General features: G+C 56.4%; 14 protein-coding genes and 1 pseudogene. 7 read left to right on the top strand and 8 right to left on the bottom strand.

Annotation, left to right across the window (positions count from 1 at the left end; all coding sequences use genetic code 11):
* Positions 1 to 174: 174 nt before the first annotated feature.
* Positions 175 to 810 carry a hypothetical protein gene (locus L379_RS04125; RefSeq protein WP_012477419.1) on the top strand — a complete coding sequence of 212 codons (636 nt, stop codon included), beginning with the start codon at positions 175 to 177 and terminating at the stop codon, positions 808 to 810.
* Positions 811 to 945: 135 nt separating this feature from the next.
* Here L379_RS04125 and L379_RS04120 read toward each other — a convergent pair.
* From L379_RS04120 to L379_RS04100, 5 genes and pseudogenes are all read right to left on the bottom strand, one after another.
* A pseudogene (locus L379_RS04120) lies at positions 946 to 2,121 on the bottom strand (YgiQ family radical SAM protein); the annotation flags it as partial.
* A gap of 130 nt (positions 2,122 to 2,251) precedes the next feature.
* Positions 2,252 to 3,664 (bottom strand): cell division protein FtsP, encoded by a 1,413-nt coding sequence (gene ftsP, locus L379_RS04115; RefSeq protein WP_017384056.1) that lies wholly within the window; start codon positions 3,662 to 3,664, stop codon positions 2,252 to 2,254.
* Positions 3,665 to 3,725: 61 nt separating this feature from the next.
* Positions 3,726 to 4,463: a 1-acylglycerol-3-phosphate O-acyltransferase gene (gene plsC, locus L379_RS04110; RefSeq protein ID WP_003862497.1), complete on the bottom strand. Its 738-nt coding sequence runs from the start codon at positions 4,461 to 4,463 to the stop codon at positions 3,726 to 3,728.
* Between the two features lie 163 nt (positions 4,464 to 4,626).
* Positions 4,627 to 6,885: a DNA topoisomerase IV subunit A gene (parC, locus tag L379_RS04105; RefSeq protein ID WP_015571873.1), complete on the bottom strand. Its 2,259-nt coding sequence runs from the start codon at positions 6,883 to 6,885 to the stop codon at positions 4,627 to 4,629.
* A gap of 118 nt (positions 6,886 to 7,003) precedes the next feature.
* Positions 7,004 to 7,405, bottom strand: a complete 402-nt coding sequence (locus tag L379_RS04100) for a YgiW/YdeI family stress tolerance OB fold protein (RefSeq protein WP_003862501.1) — start codon at positions 7,403 to 7,405, stop codon at positions 7,004 to 7,006.
* Between the two features lie 139 nt (positions 7,406 to 7,544).
* Between L379_RS04100 and qseB the strand changes: the two genes are divergently transcribed.
* From qseB to lysM, 5 genes are all read left to right on the top strand, one after another.
* Positions 7,545 to 8,204 (top strand): quorum sensing response regulator transcription factor QseB, encoded by a 660-nt coding sequence (qseB, locus tag L379_RS04095; RefSeq protein ID WP_023295445.1) that lies wholly within the window; start codon positions 7,545 to 7,547, stop codon positions 8,202 to 8,204.
* Positions 8,201 to 9,550 (top strand): quorum sensing histidine kinase QseC, encoded by a 1,350-nt coding sequence (gene qseC, locus L379_RS04090; RefSeq protein ID WP_032655040.1) that lies wholly within the window; start codon positions 8,201 to 8,203, stop codon positions 9,548 to 9,550. Before qseB ends, qseC begins: the two co-directional genes overlap by 4 nt.
* 104 nt (positions 9,551 to 9,654) lie before the next feature.
* Positions 9,655 to 10,236, top strand: coding sequence for an NAD(P)H-dependent oxidoreductase (locus tag L379_RS04085; protein WP_015571876.1), 582 nt, complete (start codon positions 9,655 to 9,657; stop codon positions 10,234 to 10,236).
* 30 nt (positions 10,237 to 10,266) lie between these two features.
* The gene (locus tag L379_RS04080) at positions 10,267 to 10,581 is read left to right on the top strand and encodes a putative quinol monooxygenase (RefSeq protein ID WP_003862506.1); all 315 of its coding nucleotides are present in this window, start codon (positions 10,267 to 10,269) and stop codon (positions 10,579 to 10,581) included.
* A 151-nt stretch (positions 10,582 to 10,732) separates the two neighbouring features.
* Entirely contained in the window at positions 10,733 to 11,173 is a 441-nt protein-coding gene (gene lysM, locus L379_RS04075) for a peptidoglycan-binding protein LysM (protein ID WP_014885249.1), read from the top strand.
* Between the two features lie 32 nt (positions 11,174 to 11,205).
* Here lysM and L379_RS04070 read toward each other — a convergent pair whose 3' ends face one another.
* Genes L379_RS04070 through L379_RS04060 form a run of 3 tightly spaced genes read right to left on the bottom strand, consistent with a single transcriptional unit; the run spans position 11,206 to position 15,533 of the window.
* Positions 11,206 to 12,393, bottom strand: a complete 1,188-nt coding sequence (locus L379_RS04070; protein WP_032655042.1) for a glycoside hydrolase family 88 protein — start codon at positions 12,391 to 12,393, stop codon at positions 11,206 to 11,208.
* Between the two features lie 28 nt (positions 12,394 to 12,421).
* Entirely contained in the window at positions 12,422 to 13,687 is a 1,266-nt protein-coding gene (locus L379_RS04065) for an oligosaccharide MFS transporter (RefSeq protein ID WP_015571880.1), read from the bottom strand.
* A gap of 31 nt (positions 13,688 to 13,718) precedes the next feature.
* The gene (locus L379_RS04060; RefSeq protein ID WP_023304435.1) at positions 13,719 to 15,533 is read right to left on the bottom strand and encodes a DUF2264 domain-containing protein; all 1,815 of its coding nucleotides are present in this window, start codon (positions 15,531 to 15,533) and stop codon (positions 13,719 to 13,721) included.
* 166 nt (positions 15,534 to 15,699) lie between these two features.
* On the opposite strand from L379_RS04060, the gene L379_RS04055 reads away from it, so the two are divergent.
* Positions 15,700 to 16,539: an AraC family transcriptional regulator gene (locus L379_RS04055; protein WP_023295450.1), complete on the top strand. Its 840-nt coding sequence runs from the start codon at positions 15,700 to 15,702 to the stop codon at positions 16,537 to 16,539.
* Positions 16,540 to 16,565: the final 26 nt, after the last annotated feature.

The following is a 16,565-nucleotide window of genomic DNA, read 5'->3' on the forward strand; positions in this document are numbered from 1 at the left end:
ACTATATTTATCCCTGCGGGGACTTTTGTTTGTGCTATATATTTTTTACAGAGAACCGCAACGCGTCCAAACACAAGAATATATTTACCTCTGGAAAATGGTCTGACTCCCTTTCACGTGGTTGTAGTGACCTGTTCTGTGATTCATGTAATGTCTTTTCTGGATGAGGAAAATATGTCATCACTGATATTTTATACAGACGAAGCACAAGCACTGATTGTAACAGATACCCTTGCCGTCACCGATAATGGGGAGCCGTTATCTTTTGTTTCCAAAGCAGGTTACATCCCCCAGCTAAGAACCATCATAGCAGGAACGGGGGCAGGTGGATTTTCTAACACCTGGTTGCTTGAAGCATCAACCAGAATGGTCGTATCAGGTATACAAAATCTCAATTATCATACATCGGCCTGTCTAAGGAGGCTGTGGAAACAATACAAGCATGACCATGCAATTCCCTCTTCTTCAACGGTGACAACCAGTGTTTATCAGTTCGCAATTTGCGAGGAAACAGGAAATATCGTTTCGTTCGCCTATCGCTCAGTCCATGATTTCGAATCAGAGCAATTACAATACGGAACAGGAGTAAAACCTGAGTGCCAAATCTTGGATGGGGATTTGTTGCAGACAATTCCTGTAATGATGAATGAACAAAGGGCTATACAGGCGACATACCCACACCCGGAACGGATCCATATTGGCGGTGAGATGATTGCGCATTATCTGACATCATCTATGTATCAATGCTTTAAGATTGGGGAATTTGAGGATTTCAGAACTCAGGGAGAGTATATATTGAGCAGGATTTAGGCAAAACGCGGTTCAGATAAAGTGCTTTTAACAGGCTTGCTGAACATTAAAAGGATATCTCTCAATTACGATGAATAGCTTGAATTCTAAAAATAGAAAAGTAGAGTTTAACTCTAAATACATAAAAACAAGAGTAAATGAGCACCCGCCGAAGCAGCCGCGCATGATGTTGATTGAGAAACGGATCATCTCGTAAGCCGGAATACGGCTGTTGCCATATGACGGATGCGGCACACGCTTGTACGGCAGAGCAAAGACGCTGTCCATCTCTTCGGTAGAGAGCGGGATCGCTGGCGGGTTAACCCAGATATAGCGCTCGCCGTGCTTTTGCATCAGCGCTCGCGCGCAGCCGGGGTTGGTTTCATGGTGTAAGATGCGCGATGCGTGGGCGTAGAGTACTTTATCGCTTTTTACTTTTTCGTAAGACGGCAGCAGCACATAGGTTTTTTCCCACGGCTTCGGACGCGGCGGCTGCACCACCACGGCCTTTGCTTCCGCTTTCTTCGGCTCAACCGGTTTGTTATCCGCGCACGGCAGATCGTCACCGTACGGATGTGGGATAGGGTCGATTTTGCCCGGCATATCGATAATGCGGGAATCCACCCCGCTCCAGCCCGGCAGCGCCTCTTTCACCATGATCGCGGTGTTGCGCACGTCGCGGATCTCGCTGACCGGTTCACCCTGCGCCAGGCGATGCGCCACCTCCACCAGCGGACGCTCGCCGTTGCCGAAGATCAGCATGTCGGCTTTCGAATCCACCAGCACCGAACGGCGCACGGTATCAGACCAGTAGTCGTAGTGTGCGGTGCGGCGCAGGCTCGCCTCGATGCCGCCCAGGATCACCGGCACGTCTTTCCATGCTTCTTTGCATCGCTGGGTGTAGACGAGGGTCGCGCGATCGGGACGTTTACCCGCCACGTTGTCAGCCGTATAAGCGTCGTCATGGCGCAGCTTACGGTCGGCGGTATAGCGGTTGATCATCGAGTCCATGTTGCCCGCGGTCACGCCGAAGAACAGGTTAGGCTTGCCCAGACGCATAAAGTCGTCTTTGCTGTTCCAGTCAGGCTGGGAGATGATCCCCACGCGGAAGCCCTGGGCTTCAAGCATACGGCCACAGATCGCCATGCCAAAGCTCGGGTGATCGACATACGCATCGCCCGTCACCAGAATGATATCGCAGCTGTCCCAGCCCAGTTGATCCATCTCTTCCCGGGACATCGGCAGGAACGGCGCCGGTCCAAAGCAGGCTGCCCAGTACTGGGGCCAGGAGAAGAGGTCGCGATCCGGCTGGATCAGGGAAATAGCGCTCATAATGCTTCCGAAGAAAAAATAGACAAAAGGAGCGGGATTATACGCTGGTTTACCGGGGGAAATGAAGGGATATTGTGCGGGCTGTTGCCCTCACCCCAACCCTCTCCCACAGGGAGAGGGAGAAAGCGTTTTATGGTGCCGGATTCACCAGCATCTGCCCTACCGATCCCCTGTCCATCATCTCCAGCGTCTGGCTGTGGAACAGGAACGGGAAGTGCGGCCAGGAAGGCTGGCCGTAGTAGACGAGCAGTTCGACCTGGCCATCCACCCAGACGGTATCTTTCCAGCCCCTGTCTTCCGGGAACGGCATCGCCCCGTTGACGTTGCGGATCAGGAATGACACCCCTTCAATATGGAACGACTGCGGCATCTCCGAGCGGACGGTCCAGCGCTCCCATGTTCCCTGTTGGGCGGTGATATCAATGCGGTTTACGTCCCACAGCGCACCGTTGATGCCCGGATCGTCGCCAAGGCTGATATCGCGACTGCGTACTGCCGGGCCAGTCACAATCTCCTGCGGCAGCAGGCGCATCGGCAGACTGTCGGTCACCAGCGGCAACAGGCCGGTCGGGCGCAGCGTGAGCACCAGCGTGGAGACCAGAACGCTCGACGGTTCAAAGAAGCCGCGAATACGGTCAACAATGCTTGCCGCTTCGCCGCAGGTCACGGACACTTCATCCCCGTTGGTCATATCCACGAGGATCTCACGACGTTCGCCCGGTGCCAGCGCCAGCTGTTTTACCGATACCGGCGCAGGTAATAACCCCTGATCGCCTGAAATCACGTGCAGCGCGCGGCCGTCGCTCATCTGCAACTGATAGCGACGCGAGTTAGAAGCATTCAGCAGACGCAGGCGCACCCAGCCACGAGACACTTCAACATACGGGCTTTGCGCGCCGTTAACCAGCAGCGTATCGCCCACAAAACCACCGCTGCCCGGCTCGCTGTACTCCGGCGTGCCGAAGTTATCCAGCCGCTTGTCCTGAATAATGATCGGGAAATCATCAACGCCGTAGTGATTCGGGATCGGCAGCGTTTTGCTGACCTCATCTTCAATCAGCCACATTCCGGCCAGGCCGTTGTAGACCTGCTGGGCGGTGCGGTTCGGGGTGTTGGCGTGATACCACAATGTCGCCGCGCTCTGACGAATCGGGAGGACGGGCGCCCAGTCGGCATTCGGCGACATCATGCGTGCCGCGCCGCCAATCAGCGGCCCCGGCACCTGCAAACCACTGACGGTCATCGCGACATTTTCCGTCGTACGGTTACTGTAGATGAGCTTAACGTCATCGCCATTCCACACGCGAATGGTCGGCCCGAGGTAGCGTCCGTTAATGCCCCATACCTGCGCGCGCGTTCCCTGGGTAAAGGACCAGTGGCTACGCTGAAGCGTGAGGAATAGCGGCTGCCCGCGACGGGATTCAATCAACGGCGGAATAGGCAGCGGCTGTTGCTGCCCGGCGGCGCTGGCTGTCCGCGGCATCGCACCCGCACAAAGGGCGATACCCGAAGCCTGAATAAACTGACGCCGACTGAGTGACATATAAGCTCCATCTGAAACGACTAACAACGCGGGAATTCGTTTTCCCTTACACGACACCGGGTCAAATCTTACCGGCGGCTTCTCGCTCTGCAACTTCTTTATCGAGCTGCGCAATATGCTGGGCCATCAGCTCGCGGCAGTGCGTGGCCAGCTCGCGCACCTGGTCTTTACCGTATTTTGAGGTATCTACCGGCGGCAGCATTTCGACAATGACCAGTCCGTTATTCAGACGGTTAAGATTAATCTTATTCGATGTATTGGAAACACACACGGGAATAATTGGAACGCCTGCCGCAATTGCAGCATGAAACGCGCCGGTCTTAAACGGCAGCAGGCCGCGACCACGGCTGCGCGTCCCTTCCGGGAACATCCAGATGGAAATCCGGCGCTTTTTAAACTGATCCACCACTTCCGCAATGGTGCCATGCGCTTTGGCGCGGTTGTTACGGTCAATCAGTAAGTTACCGGTGAGCCAGTACAGCTGACCGAAAAACGGGATCCACAGCAGGCTTTTTTTACCCACGGTTACGGTCGGCGGAAGAACAATATTTGAGGCCGTCACCATATCGTAGTTGTTCTGATGGTTAGCGATATAGATGGCGTTACCGAAATTCTCCGCCCCTTCAGGCAGACGCTTTTCAACCTTCAGGCCAAACAGCGGCGCAAGACGACCAAACATGTGGCCAAACGTCGCGACATGCTTTGGGTTACGCGGGCTGAACAGGCAATAAATCGATCCGAAAATACAGACCAGAATGCAATAAATAACGGTAAGAATGAGACGAACAATGTATAGCATAGCGACCTCTGAAGCCCTGACAGCTGACAATTATACTTCACCTGTGGCCAGGTAAGGACTTTATTACGAGCGCGTATTGTTAATCGCAACGCACGAATTAACAACGTTTTTACGGGAAATTTTATGGTAATTCCCCCTCCGGAAAGAGGGGGGATGAAACAGGTTACTCTTCGCTGTCGTCCGCTTTGCTGCGCGCCGGCGAGTCGATCTCCACGCGGTCAATTCGCTGGAGGCCGCGCATCAGTGAGCCGCGACGTCCACGCTCACCCACCACCTTCTGCAACTCTTCCGGACGCAGTTTGATTTTACGCTTGCCGACATGAATGGTCAGGGTGCTCTGCGGCGGCAGCAGGAAGAGATGCGCGAGGCCATCGACGCCTTTTGCCGCTTCCGCTGACGGGATACTGATGATCTTGTTGCCCTTCCCTTTCGACAGCTCCGGCAGATCGCTGACCGGGAACATCAGCATACGTCCGGCAGCGGTAATCGCCAGCAGCATGTCGCTTTCGTTCTCGATGATCAGCGGCGGCATGACGTGTGCGTTATCCGGCAGGCTAATCAGCGCCTTACCAGCACGGTTACGCGACACCAGATCGTTGAAGGTACAGATAAAGCCGTAGCCCGCATCAGACGCCATCAGCAGTTTTTGATCGTCGGCCTCCATCAGCATATGGTCCACCGTGGCGCCCGGCGGCAGCGTCAGCTTGCCGGTTAGCGGTTCGCCCTGGCCGCGCGCAGACGGCAGCGTGATCGGGTCGATGGCGTAGCTGCGGCCCGTAGAGTCGATGAACGCCACCGGCTGGTTACTCTTGCCCTTCACCGCCGCCTTGAAGCTGTCACCGGATTTGTAGCTCAGACCCGGCGCGTCGATATCGTGGCCTTTGGCGCTACGTACCCAGCCACTCTGGGAAAGCACGATGGTCACCGGCTCGGACGGCAGCATGTCGTGCTCGTTCATCGCCTTCGCCTCTTCGCGCTCGTGCAGCGGAGAACGACGGTCGTCGCCAAAGGCGTCGGCATCGGCCTGCAACTCTTTCTTCAGCAGGGTGTTCATCTTGCGCTCGGATGCCAGAATCGCCTGAAGCTGATCGCGCTCTTTTTCCAGCTCGTTCTGCTCGCCGCGGATCTTCATCTCTTCCAGTCTGGCGAGATGGCGCAATTTCAGTTCGAGGATCGCTTCGGCCTGGGTTTCGCTGATGCCAAAGCGCGACATCAGGGCAGGCTTAGGTTCGTCCTCGGTACGAATGATCTCGATCACTTCGTCAATGTTGAGGAACGCCACCAGCAAACCTTCGAGGATATGCAGGCGCTTAAGCACTTTTTCCAGACGATGGTTCAGACGACGGCGCACCGTATCGCGGCGGAAGGCCAGCCATTCGGTGAGGATCTCCAGCAGGTTTTTCACCGCCGGACGACCGTCCAGACCAATCATGTTCAGGTTGATGCGGTAGCTTTTTTCCAGATCGGTAGTGGCGAACAGGTGGTTCATCACCTGCTCCATGTCCACGCGGTTAGAGCGCGGCACGATCACCAGACGGGTCGGGTTTTCGTGGTCCGATTCGTCGCGCAGGTCGTCCACCATCGGCAGCTTTTTATTGCGCATCTGGGAGGCGATCTGCTCCAGCACCTTCGCACCGGACACCTGGTGCGGCAGCGCGGTGATCACCACGGCCCCGTCTTCTTTGGTCCACACCGCGCGCATGCGCACGGAGCCACGGCCGTTCTGGTAAATTTTGCGGATTTCCGCGCGCGAGGTGATGATCTCGGCTTCGGTCGGATAGTCCGGCCCCTGCACAATATCCAGCAGATCGTCCAGCGAGGTTTTCGGCTGCTCAATCAGGGTGATGGCGGCTTTTGCCACTTCACGCAGGTTGTGCGGCGGAATGTCCGTCGCCATGCCCACGGCGATACCGGTCGTGCCGTTCAGCAGGATGTTCGGCAGACGCGCAGGCAGCATCTTCGGCTCCTGCATCGTACCGTCGAAGTTTGGCACCCAGTCGACCGTCCCCTGCCCCAGCTCGCCCAACAGCACTTCGGCATATTTAGACAGGCGGGATTCGGTATAACGCATTGCCGCGAAGGATTTCGGATCGTCCGGCGCCCCCCAGTTCCCCTGGCCATCCACCAGCGGATAGCGATAAGAGAACGGCTGGGCCATCAGCACCATCGCTTCATAGCAGGCGCTGTCGCCGTGCGGATGGTATTTACCCAGCACGTCGCCGACGGTACGGGCGGATTTCTTAAACTTGGCGGTAGCATTCAGTCCCAGTTCGGACATCGCATAGACGATGCGGCGCTGAACGGGCTTCAGGCCATCCCCGATAAACGGCAACGCCCTGTCCATGATGACGTACATGGAGTAGTTCAGGTAGGCGTTTTCCGTGAATTCATGTAGCGCGAGGCGCTCTGCCATATCGCTCATTACGTGTGATTCCTCAACTCAGAAACCGATGGGTTTCAGGCAATATTGCCGCAGATACTACCTCATCTGGCGAGTTGAGTCACAAAGAAAAAGGGCCGCATAAGCGGCCCTTTCCGGGTTATTTGTTCAGCTTGATAACCTGCTTCACGTCGATTTCAAACTCGTTCCAGTCTTTATCGATTTTACCCTGGAGTTCGACTTTATCCTGGGGCGTCACCGTCACGCCGTTCCAGCGCTTGTGGTCGATCTCCACCACCACCGTGCCGCTCTCATCGCGGAAGGTGTAACGGTCATCGGACAGGCGCTCGGTAATGTTCCCGCGCAGCTTCACCCAGGCATCGTCCTTCAGGTCTTTCACTTTAGCTGCGGTGGTGAGGTTGGCGTTGTTATCGACAAAGCCACCCTGCTGGGTTTGCGTCTGGTTCTGTGTCGCAGATGGGCCAGAGAAGCCACCCTGTGCAGCAAAGACAGGGGCCGTGGTCATCATCATGATGGCAGCAATTGCAGCGAATTTTTTCATCTTTATCTCTCCCTTTAATGTCGTTTCACAATCCATTAAACAGGGTAAACCTTAACAACTTCTTAAGGGGAAAATTTATTTATTTTTACTGTACAGCAGGCGCTTGCAGAAGGTTTACTGGCGGCATCAAGGAGGAAATATGCGCATTTTACTGGTAGAAGACGACAAGCTCATCGGCGACGGCATCAAAGCGGGCTTAAGCAAAATGGGCTTTAACGTGGACTGGTTTACCGACGGTAAAACCGGGCAGGCGGCCCTGTACACCGCGCCGTATGATGCCGTGGTGCTGGACCTGACGCTGCCAGAAATCGACGGGCTTGAGATCCTGCGCGCCTGGCGCGAAAGCGGTAAGAGCGAACCGGTGCTGATCCTGACCGCGCGGGATGCGCTGAATCAGCGCGTCGAAGGGTTACGCCTGGGGGCGGATGATTACCTGTGTAAGCCGTTCGCGCTGATTGAAGTGGCGGCCCGCCTTGAAGCGCTGGTGCGCCGCAGTCACGGGCAGGCGCGCAGCGAGCTGCGTCACGGCAAGGTCACGCTCGATCCGGCAAGCCTTGTCGCCACGCTGGAGGGCGAAACGCTGGTGCTCAAACCCAAAGAGTTCGCCCTGCTGGAGCTGCTGATGCGCAACGCGGGCCGCGTGCTGCCGCGCAAGACCATCGAGGAGAAACTCTACAACTGGGATGATGACGTCTCCAGCAACGCCGTCGAAGTCCACGTTCATCATTTACGCCGCAAGCTCGGCAGCGAATTTATCCGCACCGTGCACGGCATCGGTTATACCCTGGGTGACGCATGAAACTGACCCTACGCCTGAGCCTGAAGCTGCGCCTGACGCTCCTCTTTTTGTTGCTGTCCCTGGCGGCCTGGTTTGCCGCAAGCGTGGTGGCCTGGCACCAGACGACCGACAAGCTCGATAAGCTGTTCGATACCCAGCAGATGCTGTTTGCCAAACGGCTGCTGACGATGGACGTGGACGAACTCCGCGCCCCGGAACGCATGCGCGAGGTACCGAAAAAAGCCAAACACGGCCATCTGGACGACGATGCGCTGGCCTTCGCAATCTTCACCGCCGACGGCAGCATGGTGCTTAACGACGGCGAAAACGGGCGCGACATACCTTACCTCTACCGCCGGGACGGGTTTGATGACGGTCGCTTGCAGGATGACAACGACGAATGGCGTTTCCTGTGGCTGACTTCTCCGGACGGGAAATACCGCGTGGTGGTTGGCCAGGAGTGGGAGTACCGACAGGATATGGCGCTGGACGTGGTCAGCTCGCAGCTGACGCCGTGGCTGGTGGCGCTGCCCGTAATGCTACTGTTGCTGATTGTTCTGCTGAGCCGGGAACTGAAACCGCTGAAAAAACTGGCGCAGACCCTGCGCTCGCGCTCGCCGGATGCGACCGATACGCTGCCCACCCACGGCGTGCCGACGGAGGTTCGCCCGCTGCTTGATGCGCTTAACCATCTTTTCGCCCGTACGCAGGAGATGATGGCCCGCGAGCGCCGCTTCACCTCGGATGCCGCCCATGAGTTGCGCAGCCCGCTGGCCGCGCTGAAGGTGCAAACCGACGTGGCGCAGCTTTCCCTTGACGATCCCGGGGCGCAGTCTAAAGCGCTGGGGCAGCTGCATGCGGGCATCGACCGCGCCTCCCGGCTGGTGGACCAGCTTCTCACCCTGTCGCGCCTGGATTCACTGGATAATCTTGATGACGTCGAACCCGTGATGATGGCCGATTTGCTGCAATCCGCGGTGCTGGATATCTGGCATCCGGCGCAGCAGGCGGGCATTGATATTCGGCTCAACGTCAACGCGCCCGAGGTGATGCGTCACGGACAGCCGCTACTGCTGAGCCTTCTGGCGCGTAACCTGCTGGACAACGCCGTTCGTTACAGCCCGCGCGGCAGCGTGGTGGACGTGACGCTGCATACCCAAAGCTTTACCGTGCGCGACAACGGCCCGGGCATTTCTTCCGATGCGCTGGCGCGTCTCGGCGAGCGCTTTTATCGTCCACCGGGCCAGGACGCCACCGGCAGCGGTCTGGGGTTGTCTATCGTCAAGCGTATCGCGACGTTACATGGGATGAGCGTCTCGCTGGGCAATGCGCCGGAAGGGGGCTTTGAGGTGACCGTCAGCTGGTAGCCATTATTGCGCTGAGCGCAAAAGACTTTGCACATTTTGCTTATTTTTCCGCTCCGTCCTCGCGCGTAGAATACCCGGCATACTCTCAGCATCGAGGACAAATAATGAGCAATATTCTGATTATCAACGGCGCGAAAGAATTTGCGCACTCTAAAGGCCAGCTCAATGACACCCTGACCGAGGTCGCGGATGGTTTCCTGCGCGACGCCGGACATGATGTTAAGGTCGTGCGCGCGGACAGCGATTACGACGTGAAGGCCGAAGTGCAGAACTTCCTGTGGGCCGACGTGGTTATCTGGCAGATGCCGGGCTGGTGGATGGGCGCACCGTGGACCGTGAAAAAATACATGGACGATGTGTTTACCGAAGGTCACGGTTCGCTGTATGCCAGCGACGGCCGCACCCGCTCAGACGCGTCTAAAAAATACGGTTCCGGCGGCCTGATTCAGGGCAAGAAATACATGCTCTCCCTGACCTGGAATGCCCCGCTAGAAGCGTTCACTGAGCAAGATCAGTTCTTCGAAGGCGTGGGCGTAGACGGCGCGTATCTGCCGTTCCACAAGGCGAATCAGTTCCTGGGTATGGAGCCGCTGCCGACCTTTATCGTCAACGACGTGATTAAAATGCCGGACGTCCCGCGCTATATCGCAGAATATCGCAAGCATCTCGCGGAAATTTTTGCTTAACTGGTAGCCTGGAATTAGAAGGAGTTAATTATGCTTACCGTTATTGCTGAAATCCGTACGCGTCCTGGCCAACATCACCGCCAGGCGGTACTGGATGAGTTCGCGAAGATCATCCCGACCGTACTGAAAGAAGAAGGCTGCCACGGCTACGCGCCGATGGTGGACGCCGCCACCAGCGCAAGCTTTCAGGCGACCGCGCCAGACTCAATCATCATGGTTGAGCAGTGGGAAACCGTCGCGCACCTTGAAGCGCATTTGCAGACCGCGCATATGAAAGCGTGGAGCGACGCGGTGAAAGGGGACGTTCTGGAAACCCACATCCGTATTCTGGAGCAAGGGGTTTAAGTTCCGTGAAATTTGCCGGGTGGCACTGCGTTTACCCGGCCTTCAACTTCCCTCCCAGGCCCGGTAAGCGTTAACGCCGCCGGGCTTTTTTCATCACCTTAACATTCAACTGCTATGCTTATTCTGACTTCATTGTTAACAGGAGGATGGAATGGGACTTTTTAACTTCGTAAAAGAAGCAGGCGAAAAGCTGTGGGATAACCTGACCGATCATAAAGGTCAGGGCGACAAAATCACCGAGCACCTCAAGAAACTCAACATTCCCGGTTCCGATAAGGTTCAGGTTAACGTCACTGACGGCAAGGCCAGCGTGACGGGCGACGGGCTGACGCAGGAGCAGAAAGAAAAAATCCAGGTCGCCGTCGGCAACATCGCGGGCGTCAGCGAAGTGGAGAACAATATCACCGCAACAGATGCCAAAGATGAAGCCACCTACTATACGGTGAAATCCGGCGATACCCTGAGCGCAATCTCTAAAACCGTGTACGGCGATGCCAACCAGTACAATAAGATTTTTGAGGCTAACCGCCCAATGCTCTCCAGCCCGGATAAGATCTATCCCGGTCAGACGCTGCGTATTCCGAAAGCGTGATCGATAAGTCGGGGGTTACCCCCCGACTGTTTTTACCAGTACAGTTTCCAGCTCTGCGTAAAACGCACCAGTGCCTCAACGTAGAAGTAATCGCCCCAGCTCGCGCACTCATCCACGCCTTTATTGCTCGCCAGGTGATACACCGAGTGCTTAAGCAGCCCGTTGCCCTTCTCTTCTTTGCCCATCAGATAGTGCTTTGTCAGCGAGGACATAATCCCTTTCGCCCATTCGAGGTAACGTTCGCGATCCGGATCTGTGACCGGCAGATGTTTCACCAGCTCCAGCAGTCCACACACCGCAATTGCCGCCGAGGAAGAATCACGCAGTGCGTCGGTGCCCACCAGCGCCAGATCCCAGTGGCAGACGTAGTCTTCCGGCAGGCGATTGAGGAAGTAGTTCGCCAGCCGTTTTGACAGGGCGATCATCGTTTCGTCGCCGGTATAGATATAGCTCAGCAGGAAACCGTAAATGCCCCAAGCCTGCCCGCGCGACCAGCAGGAGTCGTCGGCGTAGCCCTGCTGGGTGTTGCCGTAGCGCGGTGCGCCGGTTGCCACATCCATATAGTAGGTGTGGAAGGTGGAGGCATCGTCACGAATGAGGTATGTCGCGGCCTGCATGACGTGCGCTTTTGCGGCGTCGGCAAAGCGCGGATCGCCCGTCTGCTCCGTTGCCCAGTAGAGCAGCGGCAGGTTCATGTTGCAGTCGATGATCATCCGCCCGGCCTGCTCCGGATCGGAGAGATCGCCCCACGCCTGGATGATTTTCGCCTTCTCGTGGAAGCGTTCCAGCAGGGCTTCCGCCGCCAGCAGCGAGAAGCCGCGCGCCTCGCGGTTTCCGGTCAGCCGCCACGCGGATACGCAGGAGAGCGTGTAGAGGAAGCCTAAATCGTGGGTGTTGGTGTCGTTGCGCCCGGCGATGCGCAGGCCAAACGAGCGCACGTGTTTTTCCGCCATCGCGCGGAATTTTTCCTCGCCGCTCATCTCCCATGCCAGCCACAGCTGCCCGGTCCAGAAGCTGGTGGTCCACTCCACGTTGTCAGTCAGCGGATAAAAACCGTTCTGGCAGGTTTCCGCCGGGAATTTGTCGCCGAACTCCGTTAAATGACGGCTAATCAGGTCGAGAACGTGGCTGCGCGCCGAATTCAGTTCATCGCTGAATGCGCGGGAGTCAACGGGCGCAGCGATAACAGGCAGACGTTCTTCTTTGATACGACTTAACATATTTCGGTTCCTTCTTTGACGGCGTAATTTATCGTGTTGACGTTTCTGCTACGTTCAGCGCACGAGCCCCGCGCCATTTGCTCTGACAGGCGGATAACGTAAAAGCAGAAATAAGGGTAAAGGTCAGCGCCGTTGCGCCCATGATGATATAGGTGTGCTCAAAGCCAATACGGTCATACATATAGCCGGCAGGGGAAGAGACCACCACGTTGCCAACGTAGAGCATCGCCTGATAGCCGAGTAAATACATGGTGGCATTGACGCGCTTGTCGAAATGCTCGGCGATATATTTAAATACCGACACCAGCAGGAGACAAATTTCCAGACCGTACAGCGGCTTAAGCACTGAAATTAACAGGTGTGAATCACACATGCCGGAAATAATTAGACGCGCCCCAACCACCAGCCCGACAATTAACAGCCCGCGTTTGGCGCCAATAAAGTTCACAAACAGCGGGACCACCATATACATGACAAATTCCATGCCCGACTGTACGGTCCCGAGATAGCCGAATACGGCGTTGCCCTCATGAATATCATCGAAGAAGGTGACGAAATAGCGCGAGAATTGCTGCTCGGCGATAAACATCATCCATGCCACGCCCGCCACGTACAGGCAGAAGGCCCAGAATTTGCGGTTACGCAGCAGGGCGTAAACGTCAGACGGGGCTATTTTCTCTTTCGTCAGCACCTCGCCTGCGTGAGCGGAGTTAGTGTTCACTTTCAGGCTCAGCAGGACAATCAGCATCACCACCGACGCCACGCTGCCGAGAATAAAGTTATACGCCGGTGAGAGGTTGAACAGCAGGCCGGAGAAAGATGACGCCACCGCCCAGCCGAGCGATCCCCACATACGGATCTGCCCGAACTCCATGCCATTCAAACGGCTAAAGCGGTCGGAATAGGATTCACACGCCGCCACGCCCGCGTACCAGGCAAAGCTTAAATAGAGCGCGCCGATAATAATCCCCAGCAGGGTATTAGACATTAACAGCGGCTGGTAAACATAAATAAAGAATGGCGCCATCAGGGCCGACATGATCACCACAAAATAGAGCAGATATTTGCTCATGCCGATCTTATCGAGAATATAGCCGTAGATCGGCTTGAGAATAACGGAGAATATCCCGTTCACCGCAAAGACGGTTCCAATCACCGATCCGCTCAGGTTGGCTTTCTGACCGAGCCAGATTGCCAGCAGACCAATACTGGCAGACCAGGTAAAGAAATAGAGAAAGATAAAGCTGCTGATTTTGTAATATTCAGTTCTGTTGGTTGTCGATGTGCTTTTCATATCATCCTCGCCGGGGTGTAGGGCCAGATTTTTATAATGTGAACGACAGCTTACGTTCGCTTCCGGGTTCGCTAATCACGACCTGGTTATGGGTTATATTCAGCTGCGGCGTCGCCGCAGCGGGCTGTTTTCCGCCAGCCAGAACGGCGCAACAGAGCCAGCTTTCCCCTTGCGGGAGGTCAGCTTTTAACAGCGGAATGGAGGCACACTCCGCAAACATAATGCTGCTGTTCGGCGGCGTGACGATGCTGTCTGGCTGGCGATGAATGATCGGCGAAAGATCGACAATGACGCTGCTGCCGTTTTCAGCCAACAGATAACAACCGCGTTCGCGCACCTGGTGGGCGGTTTTCATCACCGCAAAGCCGCCCTCGACGGTTTGCAGAGTGCGCGCGCTGTTGATACGGTGCAGGCGCAGGTGCCACTCCCCGAACGGGATCTGCCAGGTCGCAATCTGCACGTCGCGCCACGGCGACCAGCGCGAGAAAATGTAATTTTCATCCACCCGAACCTCTTCGCACTCGCGACGACCGCGGAAATAGTCATCTCCGTCCGCCAGCAGCAGCATGGAATCGCAGGCGGCATGCTTCAGGCCAAAACGCCCGCGCTCAAGGGTGAATCCGAAGCGGCTGGAGTAGGCAAATTTGGTGTATTTCGCTTCGGTGTTGACGTAGTTGTTCAGCTCCAGCTGACCGGCGGTGAGCATGACGACGTGCTGCGAATCTTTCGAATGCATCAGGATCTGCTGCGCATGCGGAATCACATGTTTTCCAGCAAGCGCGGGCAGCGGTTGTTCTTCCGCCTGCCAGAACGGGTGTGCTTCCGGCAGCGCCAGGATCAGATAGGTTTTCAGCGCCCAGTACGGTGAACCGGGGGAGTTGTAATCCTCGCACATCGCCAGGTTCGGATACGCAAAGCCGAGGGTGAGAATACCGTCGCGATCGACAATCGACTGCTGCTGCCACCAGCGCAGATGCCGCAGCACAATGCCCTTCACGATGCCCGGGGTGAAGACGTCCAGTTGAGAAAAGGCCACCGCGCTCCAGAAGGCAACCATGGCAAAGCGGTAGGTCAGGCTGCGGCCAAACGGCACCGAGGCGCCATCGGCGGCGGACCAGTAGATAAAGTCTTCCGCGAACAGACGCGAGCGCTCGCGCAGCACCTTCGCCCTCGCCTCGTCGTCACTCAGGGTGGCGTAAATCAGGCCGTAGAAATGGAAAGCCATGGAGATGTAGTAATCTTTCGGGCGGCCGGGACCGTCGGAATACCAGCCGTCGCCGAGGTAGTAGGCGTCCATCAGCGCAAAGCGGTGGTCAATGGCGGCCCGATCGTACGGCAGGCCGGCGCGCTTAAAGCCGAGCTGGACCATAATGGCAAAATAGTTCCAGTTGCTGTCCGGCATCTGCGCGTCGGTGATTTGGTTGAGCCACGCGTGCAGGTTCATCACCTCGCGCCCGGTAAAGTGCGCGGTGAGTTTATCCCCCAGCAGAGCGAGCCCCAGACCGTAGGCCGCCATCTCCACCAGACGTTGATCGTACGGGCCGGTTTCACCCCAGTAGCCGCTGCTTTGCGGGTCGGTACCAAGCTTAATGGCAGTAAGGTACTTCTCGCTGAACGGCGTGCTTTCGCCAGATGCCATCAGCGGAAACAGCCCCCAGAGCGCGCGAGAAAGTCCCTCCATCTGCGCAATATCCGCTGTGTAATGGGCGCAGGTGTCGCCCAGCGGGAATCGTGAACGGTTCGCCGGAAATTGCGTGTCCAGCGCCTGTAAAAGTGCATTCAACGACGCCACTACCTCCTGGCGTGAAGACAACGGATTTGATTTTTCTTTGTTTGCCGCCCACATCGGTTCGCCCTCGTAATCAACTGCGGCAAAGCATAGTGAATCCGCAAGGGGCAGAAATGTTAGCCATGTCACAGGCATGAACGATGAATAAACCTCCAGTTGAGAAAATTTAAAAAGGTGGTTTATAAAGACGATCAGACGGGAAAAAGTTGAGTTTTATTGCACTATGCGCGACACGCCGACATCCGACCTTCTGGAACTGATCGCCCTGAATGATACCGTGGCCTCGTTCAGCCGCCTGTTTGCCAATACGGTGCGCTACCATCACTGGCATCAGTGTCTGGAGATCCTCTATGTGGAAGAGGGCTTTGGCGTGGCGATTGTCGATAATCGTCACTACACCATGCGCCCCGGACGACTGTTTTTCTTCCCGCCTTTTACGCTGCACAAGGTCATGGTGGACGAACAGGCGGAGGCAATTTACCGCCGCACCATTATTCATCTCGACCAGCACGCGGTGCTGAAGATCCTGCGGGATTTTCCCCAGACCCGGCAGCGCCTGGAGCGGCTGTCACGCCGTGGCGGCGAAGCGTGGGTCGCCGATTTAGCCCACTGTCACCACCATATCGACCATCTCTTTAGCTGCTATAAACCGCCGATGAACGGCGAGAGCATCGCCAGCCTGCTGATCGGCCTGTTCGCGATGCTCCCCGACGATCGCGACGGTGAGCCGGGCAACAGCCAGGGGATCGCCAGTCAGGTAATGTTCTGGCTCGACGAGCATTATCAGGAGAAATTTCGTCTGGATGCGCTGGCCGAAGAGCTGGGTAAATCACGCAGTTACGTATCGCGAAGATTCCATGCGGAAACGGGCGAAAAAATTCACGACTACCTGAACACGCTAAGGTTGCGTAAGGCGTGCGAGTGTTTACTCCACACGGATTCGAGCGTGCGTGACATTGCCGCACAGGCGGGATTTTCCGACGTGACGTGGTTTATCAGCGCATTTAAAAAGGGGATTGGCGAGACGCCGTTGCAGTACAGGAAGAACCATCGTGCGGTTTGACGCCCTCACCCCAGCCCTCTCCCACG

The organism is Enterobacter sp. MGH 33, assembly GCF_000534535.1.
Classification (GTDB): Bacteria; Pseudomonadota; Gammaproteobacteria; order Enterobacterales; family Enterobacteriaceae; genus Enterobacter; species Enterobacter hormaechei_C.